Genomic DNA, 23,329 nt, shown 5'->3' on the forward strand with positions numbered 1-23,329 from the left:
GCGTCCACGTCGTTGTTGGGTGCGCCGCGCCTGGCGACAGCGAAGCGTCCACGTCGTTGTTGGGTGCGCCGCGCCTGGCGACAGCGAAGCGTCCACGTCGTTGTTGGGTGCGCCGCGCCTGGCGACAGCGAAGCGTCCACGTCGTTGTTGGGTGCGCCGCGCCTGGCGACAGCGAAGCGTCCACTTCACCGGTGGGGTGCGCCGTCTCAGAGTGCGGTGCCGTCCAGCCGCCAGTCGGCGTCGACCGGGACGCCCAGGTGGGTGAGCACCGTCGGCGCGATGTCGACGACCTCGACGGTGCGGTCGGGGCGCGTGACGCCGCTGCCGCTCGCGAGCAGCCACGAGGTGCGCTCGACCTCGGACTGCCCGCCGTGCCCGCCGGCGTCGACGTGCCCGTGGTCGGTGACGGCGAGCACGAGCCAGTCCTCGTCGGCGTACGTCTCGCGTGACCTGACCGCGCCGACGAGGAGCCCCACCTGCTCGTCGGCCTGCTCCACGGCACTGGTGTAGGCAGGCCCCGTGCCGTTCTCGTGCCCGCACTCGTCGACGGCGCCGATGTAGACGAAGGCGGCGTCGAGGTCACGGCGTCCGAGCTGGTCGACGGCGTCGGCGAGCACCCACAGGTCGGCCTCGGCGAAACCCTCGTTCACGGCGTCGCGGACGATCCGCCCGTCGATCTCCTTGCCGAAGATCTGCCCGAGCGGCGCCCAGCCGAGCCCGGCGAAGGTGTGGCGTCCCGACCGGGTGAGGCGGGTCAGGAAGTCCGGGTGCGACGCAAGGTCGTTGCCGGCGAGGGTGTTGTCGCGGACCAGGTGCCGGTCCGGCCACACTCCGGTGGCCACGGACGACCATCCGGGCCCGCTGACCGTCGGCTCCGGCTGCCGTGGGTACAGCGGCGATTGGACGAGGAAGCCGTCGGCCGCCAGCGCGTCGAGGCGCGGGGTGCGCGCCTCGAGCAGCGTGTCATACCTGACTCCGTCGATGCCGATGACGAGTGCCTTGGGCGTGGACATGTGGACAGTCTCCCCGCACGAGGCTCGCGGGTCCCGCTACGGCACGCGGATGTCCACAGTTCCGTCCCGCACCCTCGGGTTCGACCTCGCCGCGGCCGATGCTTCGGACGGAGGTGCGAGATGGCGCGGACAGGACGGCGACACGACGAGGCGGCCGCGAGACGCGAGGCGCTCGGCGCGCGCGGCGAGCAGGTGGCGGTGGAGTACCTCGTCCGGCACGGCGGCGTGGTGCTCGCCCGCAACTGGCGGTGCCGGTTCGGCGAGATCGACGTCGTGGTGCGCGAGGGAGGAGCGATCGTGGTGTGCGAGGTCAAGACCAGGTCGGGCGAGGGATACGGCACGCCGCTCGACGCGGTGACCCCCGCAAAGGCGGCCCGGCTGCGCCGGCTCGCGCGGGAGTGGCTGCGCTGCTGGGACCGGCCGTGCGCGCAGTTGCGCATCGACGTGCTCGGCGTGCGCAGCCTGCCCGCCGGCGGATTCCTGGTCGAGCGCGTCCGCGGGGTGGCCTGATGACCGTCGCGCGGGCGTGGTCGGTCGCGGTGGTCGGCGTCGACGGCTACGTGGTCGAGGTCGAGGCCGACATCGCGCAGGGCCTGCCCGGCCTGCACTTCGTCGGCCTCCCCGACACCGCCGTCAACGAGGCGAGGCACCGGGCGCGGTCGGCGGTGGTCAACAGCGGCGAGGTCTGGCCGAACCGCCGGGTGACGGTCAACCTTTCGCCCGCGGGGCTGCGCAAGCAGGGCACGGCGTACGACATGGCCCTCGCGGCGAGCGTGCTCGCCGGCGCGGACGCGGTGCCACGCGATGCGCTGGCGAAGGTCGTGCTGCTCGGCGAGCTCGGCCTCGACGGCGCGGTGCGTGCCGTCGACGGCGTGCTCCCTGCGGTGCTCGCGGGCATGGCGGCGGGCTTCACGGCGTTCGTCGTGCCGCGGGACAACGAGGCCGAGGCCGGGTTGGTCCCCGACATCGACGTCCTCGGCGTGCGCACCCTGCGCGACCTGCTGTGCCACCTCCGCGGGGAACCGTGCCCTGATCCGCCCGACGACGACGGCGCCCGCGGTGTCACCCGCACGGCGTACGGCGGCGGGCGGCTCGCCGTGGCGTCCGACAAGGACCTCTCCGACGTCGCCGGGCAGGCCGAGGGCCGGCTGGCGCTGGAGGTGAGCGCCACGGGCGGGCACCACCTGTTCCTGCACGGGTCACCGGGCGCGGGCAAGACCATGCTGGCGGAGCGGTTGCCCGGCATCATGCCGCCGCTCGACCGTGAGGCGGCGCTGGAGGTGACCGCGATCCACTCGGTGGCGGGCACGCTGCCCACCGAGCACGGGCTCGTCGAGACCGCGCCGTTCTGCGCCCCGCACCACACGGCGACCATGCCCGCCGTCGTCGGCGGCGGCAGCCGGCGCATCCGGCCGGGAGCGGTGTCGCTGGCACACCGCGGCGTGCTGTTCGCCGACGAGGCGCCGGAGTTCGCCGGCGGGGTGCTCGACGCGCTGCGCCAGCCGCTGGAGTCGGGGGAGGTGGTGATCGGCCGGCAACGGGAGACGGTCAGGTTCCCCGCCCGCTTCACGCTCGTGCTCGCCGCCAACCCGTGCCCGTGCGCACTGGCGGAGGAGGACGGCAGCAGGTGCACGTGCACCTCCGTCGCCCGCCGCCGCTACCTCGGCAGGCTGTCGGGCCCGCTGCTCGACCGGGTCGACCTGAGCGTGTCCGTGCGCCCGCTCGCCCGTCTCGACCTGCTCCACGCGGTGACCGGCGCGGAGTCGACGGCGGCGGTGGCGGCCCGGGTGGCGGCGGCGCGCGACCGGATGGCCCGCCGGTTCGCCGGTGAGGGGTGGCGCACCAACGTCGAGCTGCCCGGGCGTGAGCTGCGGTCCAGGTTCACGCCGGTCGCCGACGGTCTCGCCCTGGTCGAGCGGCAGCTGGGCAAGGGGCGCCTCACGGCGCGCGGCGTCGTCCGGGTCCTGCGGGTCGCGTGGTCGCTCGCCGACCTCGCCGGTCACGACCGTCCAGGCACCGACGACGTCGCGACCGCGCTGACCCTGCGGCTCGGGGTGTGGTCGTGAGCGGGGCGGCGGGCACCGACGACGAACGGCTCGCCCGGGTGGGGCTCAGCCGGGTCATCGAGCCGGGCGACGCGAGGGTCGGGCGGCTCGTCGCGGAGACCTCCGCCTGCGAGGTGTGGCAGGCGCTGTGCTCGAACGACCTGCGGGTCAGGGGCGTCGACGGCTATCGGCTGCGCCTCGCCGACGCCGACCCGGTCGCCGACCTCGACCGTGCGGCGACGGCCGGCATCCGGGTGGTGATCCCGGGCGACGCCGAGTGGCCGGTCGAGTTGGAGGCGTTCGAGGCCAAACGCCCACTCCTGCTGTGGGTCAGGGGCGAGACCTCGCTCGCCGCGCTCACCCGGCGCGCGGTCGCGGTCGTGGGTGCCAGGGCGTCGACGGACTACGGCGAGTACGTCGCGGCCGAGCTCGGTGCGTCGCTGGCCGACCGTGGGTGGACGGTGGTGAGCGGCGGCGCCTATGGCATCGACGCCCGCGCGCACCGCGGGGCGCTGGCGGCGGGTGGCGCGACGGTCGCGGTGCTCGCGTGCGGGCTCGACGTGCCGTACCCGCGTGGCCACGAGCGGCTCTTCGACGAGGTCGCCGAGCGCGGGGTGCTGGTCGGCGAGCTGCCGCCCGGCTGCGCGCCGACGCGCTACCGCTTCCTCGAGCGCAACCGGGTGATCGCCGGCCTCGCCGACGGGGTCGTGGTCGTCGAGGCGGCCCTGCGCTCGGGTGCGACCAACACCGCGCGCTGGGCCGAGCGGCTCGGCCGCCATGTGATGGCGGTGCCGGGCCCGGTGACGTCGCAGATGTCCGCCGGCTGCCACAACCTGCTGCGTGCGCACACCGCGGAGTGCGTCACCGGCGCTGCCGAGGTGGTCGAGATCGTCGGGCGGATCGGCGCCGACGCCGCACCCGTGGTCCGCGGTGCCGACCGCCCGCGCGACGCGCTGCCCGCCGACGCGACTCGCGTGCTCGAGGCCCTCCCGGCGCGGGGCACGTGCACGACCGACACCCTCGTGCGGCAGGTGGGACTCGAGGCCCGGCGCGTACTCGGGCTCCTCGGTGGGCTCGAGGCGACGGGATGGGTCGACCGGGCCGGCGACGGCTGGTGCCTCGGTGACGCCGCGCTGTCCGCGTCGTCCCGCGACACCCCGGGCGGAGGTGCTTGACGTGGGCGGCAAGCGTACGCAGCGTGTCCGGTGTGACCTCCGCGCAGATGCCCGAACCGTTCGAGCGGTCGCTGCGCGAGTTCCGCCGGCATCTGTCGGCCGAACGGGGCCTCTCGCCGCACACGGTCCGGGCCTACCAGCGCGACATCGCGGATCTGCTGGCGTTCGCGGTCGAGCGTGGACGCACCGACCTCGCGGAGATCGACCTGCGCACCCTGCGAGGGTGGCTGGCCGGCATGGCCGCGTCCGGCCGGGCGCGCACCACGCTCGCCAGGCGCGCGGCCGCGGCCCGGGCCTTCACTGCGTACGCGGCCCGCCGGTCGTGGATCCCGACCGATCCCGGGGCGGGCCTCGCGTCACCCAAGCCGCACCGGGTGCTGCCCGGAGTGCTCGGCAAGGACGACGTGACCGCCGTGCTCGAGGCGATCGCGAGCGCGGACGACGGCACGCCTCTCGGCCTGCGTGACAGGGCGGTGCTCGAGCTGCTCTACGCCACCGCCGTGCGAGTGAGCGAGCTGTGCGGCCTCGACGTCGACGACCTCGACCGCGAGCGTCGGGTGGTCCGGGTGATCGGCAAGGGCGACAAGGAGCGCAGCGTCCCGGTCGGCGTTCCGGCGGTGCGCGCCGTCGAGGAGTGGTGCCGTGCCGGCCGGCCGGAGGTGGCGTCCGCGCGCAGCGGCCATGCGCTCTTCCTCGGAGCGCGGGGCGGTCGCATCGACCCGCGCGCAGTCCGGCGCGTCGTCCACGAGCGGCTCGGCGTTGTCGAGGGTGTGCCCGACCTCGGCCCGCATGGTCTCAGGCACACGGCGGCGACCCACCTGCTCGAGGGCGGGGCCGACCTGCGAAGCGTCCAGGAGCTGCTGGGTCACGCGACGATCGCGACCACCCAGATCTACACGCACGTGACGGTGGAACGGCTGAGAAAGGCGTATGACCAAGCGCATCCCCGAGCCTGACCGCCCGCCCCCCACCGAGCCGGGGGCACCGGGCGGCACGGGTGATGCCGACCTCGACGCGTACGTGCGTGACCGTGACGTCCTCGCGCGCAACCGCCTGCTCCTCCGTTACGGGCGCCTCGTCGCGCGGATCGCGGCGCGGCTCGGCCCGCGGGTGCCGGCCCACCTCGACCGCGCCGACCTGATCTCGTCGGGCACGCTCGGCCTGCTCGACGCCCTGACCCGGTTCGACCCCGCCGCGGGCACGTCGTTCGAGAGGTTCGCGGCCGTACGCATCCGCGGGGCGATGCTCGACGAGGTGCGCGCCACCGGTGCCGCCGCCCCTCGCTCGTTCTGGGCCAAGCGCCGCGAGGTCGACCGCGTCGCGACCGCACTGGCCAACTCGCTCGGCAGGTCCCCGCTGGTCGCCGAGCTCTCGACGGCGACCGGGCTGACCCGGCGCGACGTCGTGCGCGCTCGGTCGGGCGACGAGCCCGAGCGGCGGCCGGACGACGAGTTGCTCGACCGGGCCGACCTCGCCCATGCGGCCGGGCTCGACCCGGAGGAGTCGGCGGTCGAGTCCGACGCTCGCGCGAGGCTGCGGTCGGCCGTCGACCGGCTGCCGGAGCGCGCGTACCGGATCGTCACCTGGTACTACCGCGACGGGTTGACCCTGGCCGGCATCGGCCTGCGGCTGGGCATCACCGAGAGTCGCGTCGCGCAACTGCACACGGACGCGCTGGACGTGCTGCGGGCACGACTTCAGCGTCCGACCCGCCCTCCGGCGTGAGCGGGTGCGTTGTGGGTCGTGGGCGCCGCGGGCGTCCGCCGCCGGGTATCCTGACCGATGGTGGTGAGGCTCGGCCGATCCAGGCGCCGGCCGCCGTCAACCGGTGAGGCCACACGCGCGTCGACCAGACTGTCGCGAGACCGCCGGAGGCGGCCAGCACTGTCGGAAGACCGCCGGAGGCACCAGCACCGCGGCGGGTGAGGATCATCGCGCCGGAGGACCACGATGGGGGAGCACAGATGAGAGCGACTCGCGCAGTCGCCGTCGTGTCGTGTCTCGTTCTCGCCGCCGGATGCACCAGCGCATCCGGCGGTTCGGGCGACGGGTCGGGTCGCGGTTCCGCGTCCCCCTCGGCGACCGAGTCCGAGAAGCAGACCGGTCCGATCTCGGTGAAGATCACACCGGCCGACGGAGCGAAGAAGATCGCGCCGAACAAGCCGATCAAGGTCAGTGTCTCCGGTGGCAAGCTCGAGTCCGTGTCGGTGAAGGGCAAGGGGAAGGTCGCCGGCACGACCGCGGCCGACGGCCTCTCCTGGCAGAGCTCGGGCACCCTGCACCCGTCGGAGTCGTACACCGTCAGGGTGAAGGCCCACAACGACGGCGGCGACAAGTCCGCGACCGCGTCGTTCCGCACGCTCTCGGTGAGCAACTCGGTCAAGGCCTCGATCGCACCTCTCGACGGCTCGACCGTCGGCGTCGGCCAGCCGATCGCGGTGTACCTGACCGACCCGGTCAAGGACCGCGCGGCCGTCGAGCGTGCGATGAAGGTCGTGGCGGACAACGACGTCGAGGGCTCCTGGCGCTGGTTCTCGTCGACCGAGCTGCACTACCGGCCGAAGGAGTACTGGCCGGCGCACACGAAAGTGAGGCTGAAGGCCCAGCTCGCCGGGGTCAGGGCCGCACCCGGTCTGTGGGGCGTGGAGGACCGCACGATCGACTTCGAGATCGGCGAGAAGCACCACAGCGTCGTCAACGCCAAGAAGCACACCATGGTGGTCAAGTCCGGCGACAAGGTGGTCAAGAGGATGCCGGTGTCGACCGGGAGCAACAAGTACCCGTCGAAGACCGGCATCCACGTCGTCTCCGGCAAGGCCGACCCGTACAAGATGGACTCGACCACCGCCGGCATCACCGGCAGCGACGCCTACGTCACCACGGTCCGCTACGCCGTCCGCATCTCGAACTCGGGCGAGTTCGTGCACGCCGCGCCGTGGTCGGCCAGCAGCCAGGGCCGCCGCAACGTGTCGCACGGGTGCGTCAACGTGACCACCGAGCGGGCGCTGTGGTTCTACAACTTCTCCCAGCCGGGCGACATCGTCGACATCACCGGCACGCCGGAGAAGCTCACCTCCACCAACGGCTTCGGCGACTGGAACATCTCCTGGACCGCGTGGCAGAAGGGCTCGGCCCTCGACTGACGCCGCTCAGCGACCCGTGAGGGTGCCCCTCACCGTGTCCTGACGCGGTCGGGGTGCCCCTCACAGGTGCGGGCAGCGTGACACGGCCTGGTCGCACCGCGCATGGTCGTGCTCGGCGAGATCCTCGATCTCGGCGATCGCCGCGGCGAGCGTGAGACGGCCCCGCTCGTAGCGGTCGAGCACGGCGCGGATGCCCGCGACCGTGGCCCCCGACAGTGCTGACCGCCTCCGGTGGTCTTGTGACAGTGCTGGCTGCCTCCGGCGGTCTTCGGACAGTGCTGGCTGCCTCCGGCGGTCTTGCGACAGAGGACCGTCGGCGCTCATCGTCGACCGCCGGACCTGCGCACCTCCGCCGATCGATGCCGGTGCCGCCGCCGGTGCCACACCGCCAGAGCAGCACCCGTGGCCGCCACCGCGGCGGCTCCGCCGACGGCGGCGGTGCGGGACCCGTCGCCGCCCTTGGCGGCCGCACGTACCGGAGCGTCAGAGGTCGACCGTGCCCGTGGCGTCCCTTGCGTGCGCACGGCGCGACGCTCGGCAGGCGGAGTGGTGACCGCGGCGCCGGGGGAGACGCCCCAGACCGGGACGAGCCTGGAGCGTCCCGGCCGCAGCACGCTCATCGGGTCGAGGTAGTCCTCGCCGCGCAGCAGCCCCCAGTGCAGGCAGCCGCGGCTCCCGCAGTGTGAGCCGCGACCGAGGACGCCGATCGGGTCGCCGGCCGCCACCGATGCGCCGGCGCGCACGGTCGCCCGCACCGGTTGGTAGGTGGTGCGCAGGTCGCCGTGGGCAACGGTGACGACCCCGACGCCCGCCACCCGCCCGGCGAACGTGACCACGCCGGGCCCCGCGGCGAGGACGTCGGTGCCAGGCGTGGCGGCGAGGTCGACGCCGCGGTGACCCGCCGACCACTGCTCAGCCGGCGGGTCGAACGGCCGGAGCAGCCGCGGGGATCCCGGTAGCGGCAGCTGCCAGCCGGACGACGAGGGAGCGGCGTGGACGGACGACGCCAGGCCGACGCACAGGGCGGCTGCGAGGACGAGGACGGCGGCGAGGACAGACAGATGGCGGCTCATGCTGTAGACGTCGGCACGACACGTGCGGGAGACGAGGGCAGCGGCGCGATCTGTGGAGAACCGGTGGAGTGGGGAGGCGCCTACCCGCCGGGCATGGCGAAGTAGGCGGCTATGGAGCGCTTGTAGCCGTCGGGCATGGGGAGGGACGACACGTCGGCCTCGGAGAACAGGGCCAGCTCCTCGTGCTCCTCGGACACGACGAGGGTGCCGTCGTCGACGACCCGGCAGGCGTACGTCACCACGAACACGGTGCGGTCGGGACGCACCGGGTGGACCCACGCGTCGAGGATCGCGCCGGTCTCGACGCGCCAACCGGTCTCCTCGGCGACCTCGCGGACGACGCACTGCTCCGGCGTCTCACCGGGGTCGAGCTTGCCGCCGGGCAGCTCCCACTCGTCGCGCTCGTTGCGGCAGAGCAGGACGAGGCCGTCGCGGACGACGACGCCCTTGACCGAGACCGGGAACCGCCGCGCCATCGTGCCGGTCAGCCGAGCCGGGCGAAGGCGCGGACAGGAAAGGACGCCATCCCGCGCACCCGGGGCGGCACCGCGTAGAGGGTGAACTCCTCGTCGCCGAGTGCCGCGAGGTCGCACAGGTGCTCCAGGATCAGCACGTCGCCCGCCAGCAACGTCGCGTGCGTCGGGCGGGCGCCGCCGGTGGCGGGTGCGGTGTCGTCGACGTTGAGCGAGTCGATGCCGACGAGCCGCGCCCCCGCCTCGACGAGACGGGCGGCGGCCTCGGCGGTGACGAACGGATGCTCGCTCGACCCGTACCGCTCGGTGCCCCAGTGCCGGTCCCAGCCGGTGCGCACTAGCACGGCCCTGCCGGCCACGTCGACCCCGGCGAACGCCTCAGGACCGACGCCCTGGTCGGTGGCGTCGACGACCACACCCGGCAGGCCGGCGACGGCGTCGAGCGGCAGGTCGGCGATGTCGGCGCCGCCGCGCCGCGTGTGGGCCGGGGCGTCGAGGTAGGTGCCGGTGTTGCCCACCATGTCGACCCGCGCGATGGCGAACTCGTAGCCGGGCGCGTACACCTCGTGGGACGCGTCGTACGTCAGGTGCGGGGCGACGACGGCGGCCGGCAGGCCGGGGTAGGTGGTCATGCCGTCGGTGATCTCGTGGCTCAGGTCGACGAAGCGCGGCATCGGGTCTCTCACGACGGTTGGAGGAACTCGAGACGGTTGCCGAACGGGTCGTGCGCGTAGATCCGCCGGAAGCCGGGGAAGTCGGCGTCCCACCGCGCCGGCTGCCCCGCCCGAGCGAGGCGCTCCGCGAGACCGTCGAGGTCGGTGACGAGGATGCCGGGATGCGCCTTGCGCGCGGGCTGGAACCCGTCCTCGACGCCGAGGTGCAGCTCGACCCCGCCGGCGCGGAACCACGCGCCGCCGCGGGCGGCGAGCACGGGCGGCTTGTCGACCTCGGCCATTCCCAGCACGCCCGCGTAGAACGCCCTGGCCGCCGCCTCCTCACCGCGGGGCATCACCAGCTGCGCATGGTGCAGCGCGTCGAACATCGGCCTTCCTCCACCCGGTCCGGTCACCTCAGCCCCGAGTCTGCACCACCGCGGCCAGCGCCGCGCCGATCAGACCTGCACGGGAGCCGAGTCGGGCGGGAATCAGCGACGGCGGATGCGGTCGGCGGGCAACGGTGTCGTCGTACGCCTGCCGCGCCGCGTCGGCGGCGGGTGTCGTCGCGGTGCCCAGGCCGCCGCCGAGGACGACCGCCGCGGGGTCGAGCACGGCGACGAGCCAGCCGAGCGCCGTGCCGACCGCGCGACCCGCGGACTCCAGCACGGCCGCCGCGCACGCGTCGCCCCCCGCGGCGCGCCGGGCGACGTCGACCGCGCCCCGGACGGCGTCGCCCGTCAGTGCCGAGTAGCGCTCGGCGACGCCCTGCCCGGACGCGTAGCGCTCCAGGTTGCCCTCCCAGCCGGCGTCGACCACCGACGAGACGCCGAGCTCGCCCAGGGCGATGGCCTCACCGCGTTCGCCGGTGAGGGGCCGGCCGTCGAGCACGACGGTGGACGACAGGCCGGTGCCCCAGGCGGCGTACAGCACCGAGCGGAGTCCCGCCCCCGCGCCGAGGACGGCCTCGCCGATCGCGCCGCAGCGCACATCGGACTCGACCACGCACGGCACGCCTGGCACCACGGCCGCCAGCAGCCCGGCGGGCTGCCCGGTCCACGCGAGCACCTCGTGGCTGCGCAGCTCGCCCGCGCGGACGTACTCGGGGAACCCCGCGCCGACCGCGACGACCTCCCCGACTCCCGACGCGTCGCCGGCGAGCCGCCGCGCCACGTCGCGTGTCGTGCGCAGGCCAGGATCGGCACCGCCCGGCGCGGCGGTCGACGCCTCCCTCGTGCGCAGCACCTCGCCGGCCGGCGTCACCAGGCCGCCGAGGACCTTGGTGCCGCCGACGTCGAGCGCGAGGACGACGGGCGTCACGGCCGCCAGCCGTCGGGCACCCTGCCCGACCCGGCGAGGTAGGTGGCCGGGTCGCCGTCGCGGACGAGCACCCGCGCGAGGCAGCCCACCGGCAGGTACGCGGCGTCGCCCGGCGCGAGGCAGTGCACCGTGTAGTCGCCGGCGTCGGGACGGTGGACGTCGACCCAGAGTCGCCCGCTCGTGACGACGAGCACGGTCTCGTCGTCGACCGGCCGGAAGTCCTCGACGTGCCCGGCCTCGACCCGTCCGCTGCGCACGGTCAGGTACTCGGTGTCGACGAGCGTGCCGAGCAGGTGGCTCGCGCGGTCCCCGGCGAACGAGAGCAGGGCGGTGGTGTCGTCGACGAGCCACAGCCGTCGCTCGGCCTCGCGCTCCGCCCGGGCGAACGGCCAGCGGCCGTCGTACCTGCCATCGCGATAGTGCACCGTCTCGGGTGGGTGCTGCAGCTTCGCATAGTCCGACGCCGTGCCCCGGCTCGGCGGCGGGGAGAAGAACTCGAGCACGCGCACCGTGCCCAGGCCGGGGTTGAACGCGTGGTGCCAGGTGTCCCTGCGGAACAGCACCGCGGAACCTGCCGGGACGCGCTCCACCTCGCCGTGCCGCGGGTCGGCGATCACGAGCGTGCCCTCGAGCACGGCGTAGACGACGTCGCCGGCGAACACCGTTTGGTTGGTCGGGCTGTGCCGGAACCCGCCGCCGGTCGCGAGCTGGAACTCGAGCACGTGCAGCTGGTCGGACGAGACGTAGACGCGGTCGGTGACGAAGCCCGCGTCGCCGTCGCCCCAGACGTGGTGCGCCGTCTCGACGTGGCGGACGATCGCGGGTCCGTCGAACGTCGGGCGCGGCGTCGACCGGCGACCGGTGGCGGGAGCGCCCGTCACGGCAGCTGCCGGAAGAGGTCGGCCTGGAACCGGTACGCGTCGCCGCGGTACTGCGTGACGCTGGTGAGCACGGGGACCCCCTCGGTGTCGTACGTGACCTCGGACCCCACGAGCACGGGATCGCCGGCGTCGAGCTCGAGCAGGGCGGCCGTCTCGGCGTCGGCGGCCGTGGCCTGGACGGCGAACGCGCTCCTCGCGATCGCCACACCGCACTCCTCCAGGGCGGCGTACAGCGAACGGTCGGTGAGGTCGGCGGTGTGCAGCGCCTCGACCCGCGACGCGACGACCACGGTGGAGTCGACGCAGACCGGTACGGCGTCCATCGACCTCACCCGGTCGATCCGCAGGACCGCGGCGGCCGGCGCGATGCGCAGCCGGTCGGCCTCCTCCAGCGACGCCTTGCCGAGCGTGAGGCGCAGGATCCGCGACCGCGGACGCAGGCCGCGCGCGGACGCCATCTCGGTGAAGCTCTGCAGTACGCTCGGCGGCTCGCCGAGGACCTCGGCGGCGACGTACCAGCCGCGCTTGGCCGACCGGCGCAGCATGCCCTCGTCGGCGAGGCGGATCAGCGCCTGGCGCAGGGTCATGCGGCTGACGCCGAGCTGCGCGGCGAGGTCGCGCTCGCTCGGCAGCTTGCTGTGGTGGACGCCGCGCCGGATGTCGTCCGCGAGTCGCTCGTACGCCCGCGCCGCGACGCCGGACGCGGCGGAGGAGGACGGAGGTGACGACACACGGGGAAGCTACCAGATGGCCCTAGGTATAGACCAGAGAACGTTTCGAGGTAGGACTGGACTATCTGGTCTGCTCTGGGTCAGGATGACCCCTCGGACCAAGTTCCAGGAGGACACGTGCAGACGACCCGCCTCGGCCTCGGGATTCTCGCCGCGACAGCGCTGCTGGTCACGGCCTGTGGCGCGCCCGGCACCCCCGCGACGGAGCGCTCGGCCGACGCGACGACGATCGACGCGCCCCTCACCAAGGAGGACGTCGCGAAGCTCGGCGACGTCACGCTGCGGGTCTGGGCGGACTCCGGTGACAAGGCCACCCTCGACCACTACGTGCCGCGGTTCGAGAAGGACTTCCCCAACGTCGACGTGCAGGTGACCATCAAGAGCTTCGACGACCTCACCAAGACCGTCGTCAACGCCATGAACGGAGACAACCCGCCGGACGTCGCCCAGGGCAACCAGGGCTACCAGGTCGACGGCGCGCTCGTGCAGGCCGGGCTCGTCCGCCCACTCGACGACGTGGCGGAGGCGTACGGCTGGGCCGACGACTTCGAGGGCTACCCGCTCGACCAGTTCCGGTGGAACGACAAGGGCACCCAGTGGGGCTCGGGCAAGCTGTACGGCATTTCGCCGGTCACCCAGTACATCGGTGTGTTCCACAACGAGCGGCTGCTCGACAAGGCAGGGGTGCGGCCGCCGAAGACGTACGAGGAGCTCGAGGCGTCGCTGCCGAAGATCGCCGCGTCGGGCACGACGCCGATCGAGTTCGGCAACTCCGACAAGCAGGCGAGCATGCACCTGTTCGGCGCGCTCGCCGGTCGATGCCAGGCGGCGGACGACGTCAACGACTGGGTCGCCGGGGTCAAGGGCACGTCGTTCGTCGACGACTGCAACAGGAGCGCGGCCGGCACCCTGCGCGACTGGGTGAAGAAGGGCTACGTCTCGTCCGGCTACGACGGCGTGACGATGGACGACGCGGCCGTCCGGTTCGCCAAGGGCTCCGCCGCGTACTACATCGGCGGTGACTGGCTCGCCCAGCAGATCTCGCCGCACGGCAAGCAGTTCGGGTTCACCGTGCCCACGGGTGCGAACGACAAGCGCGTCATCACCGGTGGGTCCGGCATGGGCTGGCACATCAGCGCGAAGTCGAAGAGCACCGAGGCCGCCGCCGCGTTCATCGCCGGACTCCACGAGGCCGACTACGCGCAGGCGCTCGTCGACCAGGTGCGGGTGCCGATCGTGGAGGCCGACGTGAAGGCCGAGGACCCGTTGCTGGACGACGACCTCGTCGCGGCTCGGGCACTGCTCGACGACAACGGCCAGACCGCGTACCTGGACTGGTCGACCGACACGATGTACGACGAGTTCGGGTCGAGGCTGCAGGAGCTGCTCGCCGGTCGCATCGGCCCCGACGAGTTCCTGCGGGCGGTGCAGGAGAACTGGTCCGCGTTCCAGGAGACGAAGACGTCGTGAGGCGCGGTCGTCTCTGGAGACCTCTCTTCATCGTCCCGGCGCTCGCGGTGTACGCGCTGTTCGTGCTGTGGCCGCTGACCCAGACCGTGCGGTACTCGCTGTACGACTGGGACGGCATCACCGTCGCCACCCCCGTCGGAGCGCGCAACTACGTCGAGGCCCTGTCCGACCCGGCGATCCGCGACGCGCTGGTGCACTCGCTCGTCTTCGTCGTGTTCTACGCGATGCTGCCCGCCGCGGTCGGACTGGTGATCGCCGGCGTCTTCGCCAGGATCCGCGTGCGCGGCATGACGTTCTTCCGCGCCGTGCTCTTCGTCCCGCAGGTGCTCGCCACGGTCGTCGTCGCGGTGTCGTGGCGCTGGATCTACGCCGAGGACGGGCCGCTCAACCAGGTGCTCGGGCTCGTCGGGCTCGACCGACTCGCCCGGGCCTGGCTCGGCGGCTTCACGACCGCGCTGCCCGCCGTCGGGCTCATCGGCACGTGGATCATGTCCGGCCTCTGCATGGTGCTGTTCGTCGCCGGCGTGCAGAAGATCCCGCGCGAGCTGTTCGAGTCCGCACGCATCGACGGGGCAGGACCGCTGCGCGAGTTCGCGACCGTCACGCTGCCGCACCTGCGCGGCGAGCTGATGGTCGCGCTCGTCTTCACCACGACGTTCGCGCTGCGCAACTTCGACATCGTGTGGAACACGACGTCCGGCGGACCCGGAGACTCCACCAAGGTGGCGAGCATCTTCATCTACCAGGACGCCTTCGTGTCGCGGTCGGTCGGCTCCGCGTCGGCGACCGGGGTGCTGCTGACGGCGGTCATCCTCGTGGTGACAGGCGCGATCATGCTGGCGTTCCGCGACAGGAGTGCGGCGTGAGGACGAGCCGCACCGAGCGCCTGCTCGGCTACGCCATCCTGGTCCTGGGTGCCGTGGCCGCGGTGTACCCGTTCGTGTCGATCCTGGCGCTGGCGACGAGCCGGCCGGGGGAGCGGGTCAGCGGATTCGCCGTACCGACGAGCCTCTACCTCGGCAACTTCACCCGGGCGTGGACCGAGGGCGCCTTCAGCTGGGCACTGACGTCGAGCCTGGTCGTCGCGGTGTGCGTCGTGGTGGGCACGATCGTGCTCGCCGTGCCCGCGGCGTACGCCTTCGCGCACGCCAGGGGAGTGGCACTCGCCGCCGTCTTCACGCTCATGACGGTCGGGTTGGTGATGCCGTACGAGGCGCTGATCATCCCGCTGTACGAGATGTTCCGCGGCTGGGGCCTGCTGAACACCTGGTGGGCGCTGATCCTGCCGCAGATCGGCCTGTCGCTGTCGTTCGCGATCCTGTGGCTGCGCACGGCGTTCCGGCAGGTGCCGCCGAGCCTGGAGGAGGCGGCGTCGATCGACGGCGCGTCGCGGCTGCGCACGCTCGTGTCCGTGCTCGTGCCCGTCGTCCGGCCGGCGGTGCTCACGCTCGCGACGCTGCTGTTCCTCTTCGCCTGGAACGAGTTCCTGCTCGCGCTGGTGCTCGTGCCCGACGAGCGGCACGTGCAGACCGCGCCGCTCGCGCTGTCGTTCTTCGCGGGCAACCGCAGGAACAACGACCCCGCCGTGACCGCCGCCGCGGCCGTCCTCGTGGCGCTGCCGGTGCTGATCGCGTACGTCTTCCTCCAGCGCCGCTTCATCAGCGGCATGCTGGCCGGTGCCGTCAAGGAGTAGAGGAGCCAGATGTCCGTCCCTGTCACCGTCTTCGCCTCCCCGGAGGAGCTCGGTCGCGCGGCAGCACGCGAGGTCGCCGACGGCATCGCGGCCGCGTACGACGCCGGATCCTGGTACGTGCTCGGCTGTCCGGGCGGTCGCACGCCGCGCACGACGTACCAGGCGCTGGCGGACGAGGTCGCGCGGCGCGGGCTCGCGCTCGACCACGTGGTGATCGCGATGGTCGACGACTACGTGTCCGTCGGACCCGGGGGCGAACGGCGGCGGGTGCCGATCGAGGCGAGCTACAGCTGTCACCGCTTCGCGCGCGACGAGATCCAGGCGCCGCTCAACGCGGCGAGCCGCGGGTCGCGCATCCCGGACGACCACGTCTGGCTGCCCGACCCGGCCGCGCCCGAGGAGTACGACATCAGACTGAGCGAACGCGGCGGGGTCGCGCTGTTCCTGCTGGCGAGCGGCGCGGGTGACGGCCACGTGGCGTTCAACCCACCGGGTGCCGGGCGCGACACCCGCACGCGCGTGGTGACGATCCCGGCGAGCACCAAGCGCGACAACCTCGGGACGTTCCCCGAGTTCGGGTCTCCCGGAGAGGTCCCCGACCACGGCGTCACCGTCGGTGTCGAGACCATCGTCGGCTCCGCCCGGCGGCTGCTCATGCTCGTCCACGGCACGCACAAGCGCACGGCGCTGGCCCGGCTGGCGGCGGCGGACGCGTACGACCCGTCGTGGCCCGCGACGGTCGTCGCCGAGGGCGCCGACGCGGACATCTACGCCGACGCGGCCGCGGCGGCCGGCCTCGAGCGGATGGACGCCGTGAGCCATGGCTGACGGCAGGCCGGTCAGGATCGGCGTCGTCGGGCTCGGGCTGATCGCCCAGGCGGTGCACCTGCAGAACCTGCACACCCTGCGGGAGCAGCTGCCCGTCACGTACGTCTGCGACCTCTCGGCCACCCTCGCTGCGCAGGTCGCGGCGGAGTGGGGCGTGCCGTGCCACACCGCCGACATCGACGACGTCCTGGCGTCGCCGGACGTCGACGCCGTCCTCCTCCTCACGCCCGGCACGCACGCGGAGCTCGCGTACCGCGCCCTGCGCGCCGGCAAGCACGTGCTCGCCGAGAAACCCCTCGCGCACACGGTGCGAGAGTGCCGCGAGCTCGCGGCGCTGGCGGGCGAGGCGGGTCTGGTGCTGCAGGTCGGCTACATGAAGATGTACGACCCCGCGGTTACACGCGCACGCGCCGAGCTGCCCGGCGTCGGCGTGCCGCGGTTGGTCCGGGTGACCGTGCTCCACCCGGCCGACGAGCCGCAGGCCGCGCACCAGCGGCAGGTGCGCCACCGCGACGGCGACCCCGGCGCTGCCGCCGCGGCTGTCGCGTACGAGAGGGCGCGTCTCGACGAGGCGCTCGGCGCGATCGGCGACCCGTATCGCGCGCTCTACGACGAGGTGCTGAACGGGTCGGTGTGCCACCAGCTGTCGCTGCTGCGCTCCGTCTTCGGTGAGGCGCCGCTGCGCTGGTCGTACGCGCAGCTCGGCACGTCCACCGCGGGCGCCCGGCTGGAGGAGCCGCCGCAGCTGCAGGCGGTGGGCACGCTCGGCGAGTCCCAGCTCGTGCTGTCGTGGAACTGGCTGCCCGACTATCCCGAGTACGAGGAGGAGCTCGCGGTGTTCGGCTCCGCGGGCCGGCTGCGACTCGCGCTGCCCGGGCCTTACCTGCGCGACCACCGGGCCGAGCTCGTGGTCGAACGGCTGGACGGCGACGACCGTGCTGCGACGAGGTTCCGCGCCGACCACGGCACCGGGTTCACCAGGGAGCTGCAGGCGTTCCACCTGGCCGTGGCGTCGGGTGGGCCGGTGCTGTCGACCGCGGCCGGTGCGGCGTACGACACCGACGCGCTGCAGCGCCTCGTCCACGTCCTCGCCGGCGACGGCTCATGAGCGTGCGCCCCTCGATCGGCACCGCGCCCGTCAGCTTCGGGATCTTCGGCGCGCTCACACCGGACGACCTCGGCCGCGCGCCGGCGCGGGTGCTCGAGGCGATGGCCGAGGCCGGGTACACCGGCAGCGAGCTCGGGCCACCAGGCTTCTTCGGCACGCCGGAGCGGACGAGGCGCGCGTACGCGGCCGCGGGCCTGCAGGTGCTCGCCGCCTACGTGCCGCTGCACCTCGCCGCGTCCGACGAGGTCGTGCGGCACGATCTCGACGCGATGCGCCGCACGCTGGAGGAGCTGGCGACCGCGGGCGGCCCGGGCGCGCTGGCGGTGCTCGCCGACGAGGGCGACGCGGGGCTGGTCCGCGACCCGTTCCGCGCCGGCGACCGGTCGCGGGGGCTGGGCACCGGCGCCTGGCGGCGCGCGGTGGACCGCCTGGAGGCGGCCCGGGGGCTCGCGCACGCGCACGGCGTCGAGGTGTCGTTCCACCCGCACTACGCGACCTACGTGCAGGAGAGCTGGGAGATCGACCGCCTGCTGGCGACCACCGACCTCCCGCTGTGTCTCGACAGCGGTCACTTCCACGCCGGCGGCGCCGATCCCGCGGCGTACGCGGCACGGCACGCCGGCCGGATCAACCACGTGCACGTCAAGGATGTCCACGACGCGGTGCTGCGCAGGGCCGAGGCCGACCGTGACCCGGACCTCGAGGGCTGGTGGGCCGGTCTCGCCTGCCCGCTCGGCACCGGCGACGTCGGCCTCGGCTCGTTCCTCTCCGCGCTGTGGGACGCCGGGTACGCCGGCTGGCTGGTCGTGGAGCAGGACCGGGCCCCCGTCACGCCGGACACCTGGGACTCCGTCAACCGCGACCAGCGGCACAACCGCGCCTGGCTGGAGGGTGCCTGGCCGCCTCCCCGCACCTGACACCGCCCGCGCGCAGGTGATGGTGCCGGTCGCGTAGACTTGCCGCAGCGACCTCTCTGGAGGTCGACTTCGCACGCCCGGTGACCGCCGCACATCTCGGCGGGCTCGCCTCTCGGTCCTGTGACAGCCGTCCAGGTCTTGGCGGGTCCGGGCGTCAGGCGCGGCACGCCACCTTGGCGGGTCGCGGACGAACCGAGGCGGCGCCTTCGGGCGCGGAAGGAGAGGTGCGCGGCTATGGCCGTGGTCACCATGCGGAACCTGCTCGAGTCGGGCGTGCACTTCGGGCACCAGACTCGGCGCTGGGACCCGAAGATGAAGCGCTACATCTTCACCGAGCGCAATGGCATCTACATCATCGACCTGCAGAAGACGCTCACGTACATCGACTCGGCGTACGCGTTCGTCAAGAACACGGTCGCCCGCGGCGGCTCGGTGCTGTTCATCGGCACCAAGAAGCAGGCGCAGGAGGCGATCGAGGAGCAGGCCAAGCGGGTCGGCATGCCCTACGTCACCCACCGCTGGCTCGGCGGCATGCTCACCAACTTCCAGACCGTGCACAAGCGCCTGCAGCGGCTGAAGGAGCTCGAGGAGATCGGCTCCGCCGGCGCCGAGGGCTCGGTGCGCACCAAGAAGGAGCGCCTGATCCTCGACCGCGAGCGCAGCAAGCTCGACCGCACGCTCGGCGGCATCAGGGACATGGCGCGGCTCCCCGACGCCGTGTGGGTCGTCGACACCAAGAAGGAGCACATCGCCGTCGACGAGGCCAAGAAGCTCGGCATCCCCGTCGTCGCGATCCTCGACACCAACTGCGACCCCGACCTCGTCGACTTCCCGATCCCGGGCAACGACGACGCGATCCGCGCGGTCGGTCTGCTGACTCGCGTCGTGGCCGACGCCGTCGCCGACGGTCTCATCGCCCGCTCTGCCGCGAGCGAGGGCGAGGAGCCGCGTGGCACCGCCGCCGCCGACGAGCCGCTCGCCGAGTGGGAGCGCGAGCTCCTACAGAGCAGCCAGGCCGAGGCCGGACAGAACGGCAACGGCTCGGGCCGGACGGTCGCCGCCGCCACCGAGGCTCCTGTCACCGAGGTCCCTGCCGCGGAGGCATCTGCCGCGGAGGCATCTGCGACGGAGGCACCTGCGACGGACGCCCCCGTGGCCGAGGCACCTGTGGCCGAGACCCCCGTGGCCGAGGCGCCGGCTGTCGAGACTCCCGTGGCCGAGACCCCTGCGGCTGAGGCGCCGGTGGCCGAGACCCCCGCGGCCGAGGCACCGGCTGCCGAGACCCCTGCGGCCGAGGAACTGGCTGCCGAGACCCCTGCGGCCGAGGCACCGGCTGCCGAGACCGCGCCGACCGAGGAGTCCGCCGCGACGGACGCCCCGGCCCCCGACGCTGCGCCTGCGGCCGATCCCGGCACCGAGCAGAGCTGAACCCGCGCACGTCACCACCAGCCAAGCCCACCCAGACCGCCGTGCGCGGACCGGGCAGATCACCGTGTAAGGACGAGAACCCGAGATGGCGAACTTCACCGCGGCCGACATCCGGCGGCTCCGTGAGCTGACGGCGGTCGGCATGCTCGACACCAAGAACGCGTTGGTGGAGGCCGACGGCGACTTCGACAAGGCCGTGGAGATCCTCCGCCTCAGGACCGCCAAGGAAGTCAACAAGCGGCAGAGCCGTACCGCCACCAACGGCCTGGTGGCCGCGCGGCTCGACGGCCCGGCGTCCGGCGTCCTGGTCGAGGTCAACTGCGAGACCGACTTCGTCGCCAAGAACGAGCGGTTCCAGGACCTCGGCACCGCGCTCGCCCGCCAGGTCGCCGAGTCCGATCCCGCCGACGTCGACGCCCTCCTGGCGTCGACGCTCGACGGCAGGACCGTGCAGGAGCAGGTCGACGAGGTCAGCGCCGCGATCGGCGAGAAGCTCCAGGTGCGCCGCATCGCCGCGCTCGGCGGGAACGGCCGCCACGTCTTCCTCTACTTGCACCGCACCGACCCCGACCTGCCGCCGCAGATCGGCGTGCTCGTGGAGCTCGACGCCGACGAGGCGGAGCTGGGCAAGGAGATCGCCCAGAACGTCGCTGCCATGTCGCCGCGGTTCCTGTCGCGCGACGACGTGCCGGCCGAGAGCGTCGAGACCACGCGCCGCGAGGCCGAGCAGATGGCCAGGGACGAGGGCAAGCCCGAGCAGGTCGTGCCGAAGATCGTCGAGGGCCGGATCAACTCGTTCTTCAAGGACGTCGTGCTCGTCGAGCAGATCTTCGCCAAGGACGGCAAGAAGACCGTCAAGGCGCTGCTGGGGGAGAAGGGCGTCAACGTCACCGGCTTCGCCCGCTTCCGCGTGGGGGAGAGCCAGGAGGCGGCCGACTCCGCCTCCTAGTGCCCTGCCACGTCCGAGGGTCGGCGCCCCGGGACGGTTCGCCATGAGGCACACTGCCGTGAGACCGCCTGACGAGCTGGAGGGACGCTCCCGTGGAGAACCCGGCCGACCGAGAGGCACCCGCGGACACGTCCGCGAGTGACGACCAGGCGATCCCCGTCGAGCGCGAGAAGTACCACACCGCATGGCGGCGGGTCCTGCTCAAGGTTTCCGGCGAGGCGTTCGCGGGTCCGGAGCCCCTGGGCATCCACCCGCCGACCGTCGAGACCATCGCCGACGCGGTGGCCGAGGTGGTCCGCGAGGGCGTCGAGACCGCGATCGTCGTCGGCGGCGGCAACATGTTCCGCGGCTCGATGCTCGCGGCCAGGGGCATGGACCGTGGCCGGGGCGACTACATGGGCATGCTCGGCACGGTGATCAACTGCCTCGCCCTGCAGGACCGGTTGGAGAAGCTCGGGATCGACACCCGGGTGCAGACCGCCATCACCATGGGCCAGGTCGCGGAGCCGTACATCCCGAGGCGGGCGACGCGGCACCTCGAGAAGGGCCGGGTCGTCATCTTCGGCGCCGGCCTTGGTGCGCCGTACTTCTCGACCGACACGTGTGCGGCGCAGCGCGCGCTCGAGGTCGGTGCCCAGGCCGTCCTCAAGGGCACGCAGGTCGACGGCGTCTACGACGCCGACCCGCGCACGCACCCCGACGCGGTGCGGTTCGACCGCCTCGACTACTCCGAGGTGCTGAGTCGCAGCCTGAAGGTCATGGACGCGACGGCCATCAGCCTCTGCATGGACAACGACCTACCGATCGTCGTCTTCGACCTGATGGGCCCGGGCAACATCGTGCGAGCCGTTCGTGGTGAGAAGATCGGGACGCTCGTCGCACCGGTGGCCAGGTGAGGCGAGAGACGAGCTAGGAGCTGAGCAGCCGTGATCGACGAGACACTCTTCGAGGCCGAGGAGAAGATGGAGAAGGCCGTCGAGGTCGCCAAGGACGACTTCGCCGCGATTCGCACCGGGCGTGCGCACCCGGCGATGTTCAGCAAGATCTACGTCGACTACTACGGTGCGCCGACGCCGCTGAACCAGCTCGCGTCCTTCCACATCCCGGAGGCGCGCATGGTCATCATCACGCCCTACGACAAGTCGTCGCTCGACGCCGTCGAGCGGGCGATCAGGAACAGCGACCTCGGCGTCAACCCCACGAACGACGGCACGATCGTCCGCATCGTGTTGCCCGACCTCACCAAGGAGCGGCGCAAGGAGTACATCAAAGTCGCCCGCACCAAGGCCGAGGACGCCAAGGTGGCGATCAGGAACGTCAGGCGCCATGCCAAGGACGCCCTCGACAAGCTGGTGAAGGACGGCGAGACGGGCGAGGACGACGTCCATCGGGCAGAGAAGGAGCTCGAGGACGTCACCCACAAGCACGTCGCGCAGATCGACGAGGTGCTCAAGCACAAGGAAGACGAGCTCTCCGAGGTATGAGGGGCGCGGAGAGTACTCGGCGTTGAGTCGCGATCACCGGGACACCGAGCTGGACGGCTCGTCGCGGGCCGCCGAAGGCCCTGACGGGGTCTCCGCCGACCAGCCATCGAAGACGAAGAGGTCGGGGCGCAATCTCGCCGCCGCGTCCGTCGTGGGCGTGCTCTTCGGCGCCGTGGTCCTGGTCCTGCTCTACTTCCTCAAGCCGGTCTTCCTGGTCGTGATCCTCGGGTTCGGCTGCGTCGGAGTCTGGGAGTTCGCCGGCGTCCTGCGCAACCGGGGCATCGCCGTCCCGTTGCCGCCGCTGATCGCGGTGGTCCTCGCCGACGTCCTCGCGGCGTACTTCTTCGGGCTCGCGGGTCTCGCCGTTGCCGTCGCCGTCGGCGTGCTCGCCCTGCTGACCTGGCGCATGGCGGCCGGTGTCGAGGGATACGTGCGCGACGCCACCGCGTCGGTGACCGTCGCCGCGTACGTGCCCGTCCTCATCGCCTTCGCGTCCCTGCTCCTGGCGCCCGACGACGGCGCGCACCGGATCGTCATCTTCATCGCCGTGGTGTTCGCGAGCGATATTGGCGGCCTGACGTTCGGCGTCCTGCTGGGCCGCCACCAGCTCGCCCCCGTCATCAGCCCGAAGAAGTCGTGGGAGGGCCTGATCGGCTCGGTCCTCTTCGCCGCCGGCATCGGCTCCTGGCTGGTCTGGTGGCTGCTCGACGGGGCGTGGTGGATCGGCATCGTGGTCGGCGTCCTGGCCGCTCTGGTCGGCACCTGCGGTGACCTGGTCGAGTCGGTGATCAAGCGCGACCTCGGCGTCAAGGACATGTCGTCGCTGCTCCCTGGCCACGGCGGCGTGATGGACCGCCTCGACTCCCTCACCGCCGCCGCCCCCGCGGTCTGGGCCACCCTGGCCCTCCTCGCCCCACCGGGCTGACCGCGCACGCCAGGACCCGC

25 protein-coding genes are annotated in these 23,329 nt (G+C 72.9%); 17 read left to right on the forward strand and 8 right to left on the reverse strand.

Annotated elements, in window-relative coordinates; genetic code table 11:
• Nucleotides 1-206: 206 nt before the first annotated feature.
• Nucleotides 207-1,013: a hypothetical protein gene (locus tag GEV10_08820; protein ID MQA78567.1), complete on the reverse strand. Its 807-nt coding sequence runs from the start codon at nt 1,011-1,013 to the stop codon at nt 207-209.
• 120 nt (nt 1,014-1,133) lie between these two features.
• On the opposite strand from GEV10_08820, the gene GEV10_08825 reads away from it, so the two are divergent.
• The 6 genes from GEV10_08825 to GEV10_08850 all read left to right on the forward strand — a co-directional run bounded on the left by GEV10_08825 (nt 1,134) and on the right by GEV10_08850 (nt 7,376).
• Entirely contained in the window at nt 1,134-1,523 is a 390-nt protein-coding gene (locus tag GEV10_08825; GenBank protein MQA78568.1) for a YraN family protein, read from the forward strand.
• Nucleotides 1,523-3,079 carry a YifB family Mg chelatase-like AAA ATPase gene (locus GEV10_08830; protein ID MQA78569.1) on the forward strand — a complete coding sequence of 519 codons (1,557 nt, stop codon included), beginning with the start codon at nt 1,523-1,525 and terminating at the stop codon, nt 3,077-3,079. The genes GEV10_08825 and GEV10_08830 overlap by 1 nt, the downstream gene beginning before the upstream one ends.
• Nucleotides 3,070-4,233, forward strand: a complete 1,164-nt coding sequence (dprA, locus tag GEV10_08835; GenBank protein ID MQA78570.1) for a DNA-protecting protein DprA — start codon at nt 3,070-3,072, stop codon at nt 4,231-4,233. Before GEV10_08830 ends, dprA begins: the two co-directional genes overlap by 10 nt.
• 47 nt (nt 4,234-4,280) lie before the next feature.
• Nucleotides 4,281-5,189, forward strand: a complete 909-nt coding sequence (locus tag GEV10_08840) for a tyrosine recombinase (protein MQA78571.1) — start codon at nt 4,281-4,283, stop codon at nt 5,187-5,189.
• Nucleotides 5,164-5,958 carry a sigma-70 family RNA polymerase sigma factor gene (locus tag GEV10_08845; GenBank protein MQA78572.1) on the forward strand — a complete coding sequence of 265 codons (795 nt, stop codon included), beginning with the start codon at nt 5,164-5,166 and terminating at the stop codon, nt 5,956-5,958. Before GEV10_08840 ends, GEV10_08845 begins: the two co-directional genes overlap by 26 nt.
• 239 nt (nt 5,959-6,197) lie before the next feature.
• The gene (locus GEV10_08850) at nt 6,198-7,376 is read left to right on the forward strand and encodes a L,D-transpeptidase family protein (protein MQA78573.1); all 1,179 of its coding nucleotides are present in this window, start codon (nt 6,198-6,200) and stop codon (nt 7,374-7,376) included.
• 320 nt (nt 7,377-7,696) lie between these two features.
• Here the strand turns inward: GEV10_08850 and GEV10_08855 are convergent, their stop codons facing one another.
• The 7 genes from GEV10_08855 to GEV10_08885 all read right to left on the reverse strand — a co-directional run bounded on the left by GEV10_08855 (nt 7,697) and on the right by GEV10_08885 (nt 12,507).
• A complete protein-coding gene (locus tag GEV10_08855) occupies nt 7,697-8,449 on the reverse strand; it encodes a peptidoglycan DD-metalloendopeptidase family protein (protein MQA78574.1) in 753 nt (250 codons plus the stop codon).
• Between the two features lie 80 nt (nt 8,450-8,529).
• Nucleotides 8,530-8,925 carry an NUDIX domain-containing protein gene (locus GEV10_08860; GenBank protein MQA78575.1) on the reverse strand — a complete coding sequence of 132 codons (396 nt, stop codon included), beginning with the start codon at nt 8,923-8,925 and terminating at the stop codon, nt 8,530-8,532.
• 8 nt (nt 8,926-8,933) lie between these two features.
• Nucleotides 8,934-9,596 carry a cyclase family protein gene (locus GEV10_08865; protein MQA78576.1) on the reverse strand — a complete coding sequence of 221 codons (663 nt, stop codon included), beginning with the start codon at nt 9,594-9,596 and terminating at the stop codon, nt 8,934-8,936.
• 8 nt (nt 9,597-9,604) lie between these two features.
• The gene (locus GEV10_08870; protein ID MQA78577.1) at nt 9,605-9,964 is read right to left on the reverse strand and encodes a glyoxalase; all 360 of its coding nucleotides are present in this window, start codon (nt 9,962-9,964) and stop codon (nt 9,605-9,607) included.
• A gap of 28 nt (nt 9,965-9,992) precedes the next feature.
• The gene (locus tag GEV10_08875; GenBank protein ID MQA78578.1) at nt 9,993-10,904 is read right to left on the reverse strand and encodes an ROK family protein; all 912 of its coding nucleotides are present in this window, start codon (nt 10,902-10,904) and stop codon (nt 9,993-9,995) included.
• Nucleotides 10,892-11,776, reverse strand: coding sequence for a hypothetical protein (locus GEV10_08880; protein ID MQA78579.1), 885 nt, complete (start codon nt 11,774-11,776; stop codon nt 10,892-10,894). The genes GEV10_08875 and GEV10_08880 overlap by 13 nt, the downstream gene beginning before the upstream one ends.
• Nucleotides 11,773-12,507, reverse strand: coding sequence for a UTRA domain-containing protein (locus GEV10_08885; protein MQA78580.1), 735 nt, complete (start codon nt 12,505-12,507; stop codon nt 11,773-11,775). The genes GEV10_08880 and GEV10_08885 overlap by 4 nt, the downstream gene beginning before the upstream one ends.
• 63 nt (nt 12,508-12,570) lie before the next feature.
• Between GEV10_08885 and GEV10_08890 the strand changes: the two genes are divergently transcribed.
• The 11 genes from GEV10_08890 to GEV10_08940 all read left to right on the forward strand — a co-directional run bounded on the left by GEV10_08890 (nt 12,571) and on the right by GEV10_08940 (nt 23,309).
• Entirely contained in the window at nt 12,571-13,977 is a 1,407-nt protein-coding gene (locus GEV10_08890; protein ID MQA78581.1) for an extracellular solute-binding protein, read from the forward strand.
• Nucleotides 13,944-14,843 carry an ABC transporter permease subunit gene (locus tag GEV10_08895; GenBank protein ID MQA78582.1) on the forward strand — a complete coding sequence of 300 codons (900 nt, stop codon included), beginning with the start codon at nt 13,944-13,946 and terminating at the stop codon, nt 14,841-14,843. The genes GEV10_08890 and GEV10_08895 overlap by 34 nt, the downstream gene beginning before the upstream one ends.
• A complete protein-coding gene (locus tag GEV10_08900) occupies nt 14,840-15,670 on the forward strand; it encodes an ABC transporter permease subunit (GenBank protein ID MQA78583.1) in 831 nt (276 codons plus the stop codon). The genes GEV10_08895 and GEV10_08900 overlap by 4 nt, the downstream gene beginning before the upstream one ends.
• 9 nt (nt 15,671-15,679) lie before the next feature.
• A complete protein-coding gene (locus tag GEV10_08905) occupies nt 15,680-16,498 on the forward strand; it encodes a hypothetical protein (protein ID MQA78584.1) in 819 nt (272 codons plus the stop codon).
• Nucleotides 16,491-17,606 carry a gfo/Idh/MocA family oxidoreductase gene (locus GEV10_08910; GenBank protein MQA78585.1) on the forward strand — a complete coding sequence of 372 codons (1,116 nt, stop codon included), beginning with the start codon at nt 16,491-16,493 and terminating at the stop codon, nt 17,604-17,606. Before GEV10_08905 ends, GEV10_08910 begins: the two co-directional genes overlap by 8 nt.
• The gene (locus tag GEV10_08915; GenBank protein ID MQA78586.1) at nt 17,603-18,523 is read left to right on the forward strand and encodes a TIM barrel protein; all 921 of its coding nucleotides are present in this window, start codon (nt 17,603-17,605) and stop codon (nt 18,521-18,523) included. Before GEV10_08910 ends, GEV10_08915 begins: the two co-directional genes overlap by 4 nt.
• Before the next feature lie 234 nt (nt 18,524-18,757).
• The gene (gene rpsB, locus GEV10_08920) at nt 18,758-19,951 is read left to right on the forward strand and encodes a 30S ribosomal protein S2 (GenBank protein MQA78587.1); all 1,194 of its coding nucleotides are present in this window, start codon (nt 18,758-18,760) and stop codon (nt 19,949-19,951) included.
• A gap of 85 nt (nt 19,952-20,036) precedes the next feature.
• Nucleotides 20,037-20,900, forward strand: coding sequence for an elongation factor Ts (locus GEV10_08925; protein MQA78588.1), 864 nt, complete (start codon nt 20,037-20,039; stop codon nt 20,898-20,900).
• 152 nt (nt 20,901-21,052) lie between these two features.
• A complete protein-coding gene (locus tag GEV10_08930) occupies nt 21,053-21,796 on the forward strand; it encodes a UMP kinase (protein ID MQA78589.1) in 744 nt (247 codons plus the stop codon).
• Between the two features lie 30 nt (nt 21,797-21,826).
• Entirely contained in the window at nt 21,827-22,384 is a 558-nt protein-coding gene (locus GEV10_08935; protein ID MQA78590.1) for a ribosome recycling factor, read from the forward strand.
• 49 nt (nt 22,385-22,433) lie between these two features.
• Nucleotides 22,434-23,309 carry a phosphatidate cytidylyltransferase gene (locus GEV10_08940; GenBank protein ID MQA78591.1) on the forward strand — a complete coding sequence of 292 codons (876 nt, stop codon included), beginning with the start codon at nt 22,434-22,436 and terminating at the stop codon, nt 23,307-23,309.
• Nucleotides 23,310-23,329: the final 20 nt, after the last annotated feature.

Source organism: Streptosporangiales bacterium, assembly GCA_009379955.1.
Classification (GTDB): Bacteria; Actinomycetota; Actinomycetes; order Streptosporangiales; family WHST01; genus WHST01.

Bases quoted from the DNA above. Each gene is read 5' to 3' on its own strand.
- GEV10_08850 (MQA78573.1), top strand. From the start codon at position 6,198: ATGAGAGCGACTCGCGCAGTCGCCGTCGTGTCGTGTCTCGTTCTCGCC.
- GEV10_08925 (MQA78588.1), top strand. From the start codon at position 20,037: ATGGCGAACTTCACCGCGGCCGACATCCGGCGGCTCCGTGAGCTGACG.
- GEV10_08870 (MQA78577.1), bottom strand. From the start codon at position 9,964: ATGTTCGACGCGCTGCACCATGCGCAGCTGGTGATGCCCCGCGGTGAG.
- GEV10_08855 (MQA78574.1), bottom strand. From the start codon at position 8,449: ATGAGCCGCCATCTGTCTGTCCTCGCCGCCGTCCTCGTCCTCGCAGCC.
- GEV10_08825 (MQA78568.1), top strand. From the start codon at position 1,134: ATGGCGCGGACAGGACGGCGACACGACGAGGCGGCCGCGAGACGCGAG.
- GEV10_08820 (MQA78567.1), bottom strand. From the start codon at position 1,013: ATGTCCACGCCCAAGGCACTCGTCATCGGCATCGACGGAGTCAGGTAT.
- GEV10_08845 (MQA78572.1), top strand. From the start codon at position 5,164: ATGACCAAGCGCATCCCCGAGCCTGACCGCCCGCCCCCCACCGAGCCG.
- GEV10_08910 (MQA78585.1), top strand. From the start codon at position 16,491: ATGGCTGACGGCAGGCCGGTCAGGATCGGCGTCGTCGGGCTCGGGCTG.
- GEV10_08840 (MQA78571.1), top strand. From the start codon at position 4,281: ATGCCCGAACCGTTCGAGCGGTCGCTGCGCGAGTTCCGCCGGCATCTG.
- GEV10_08830 (MQA78569.1), top strand. From the start codon at position 1,523: ATGACCGTCGCGCGGGCGTGGTCGGTCGCGGTGGTCGGCGTCGACGGC.
- GEV10_08905 (MQA78584.1), top strand. From the start codon at position 15,680: ATGTCCGTCCCTGTCACCGTCTTCGCCTCCCCGGAGGAGCTCGGTCGC.
- rpsB (MQA78587.1), top strand. From the start codon at position 18,758: ATGGCCGTGGTCACCATGCGGAACCTGCTCGAGTCGGGCGTGCACTTC.
- GEV10_08915 (MQA78586.1), top strand. From the start codon at position 17,603: ATGAGCGTGCGCCCCTCGATCGGCACCGCGCCCGTCAGCTTCGGGATC.
- GEV10_08865 (MQA78576.1), bottom strand. From the start codon at position 9,596: ATGCCGCGCTTCGTCGACCTGAGCCACGAGATCACCGACGGCATGACC.
- GEV10_08860 (MQA78575.1), bottom strand. From the start codon at position 8,925: ATGGCGCGGCGGTTCCCGGTCTCGGTCAAGGGCGTCGTCGTCCGCGAC.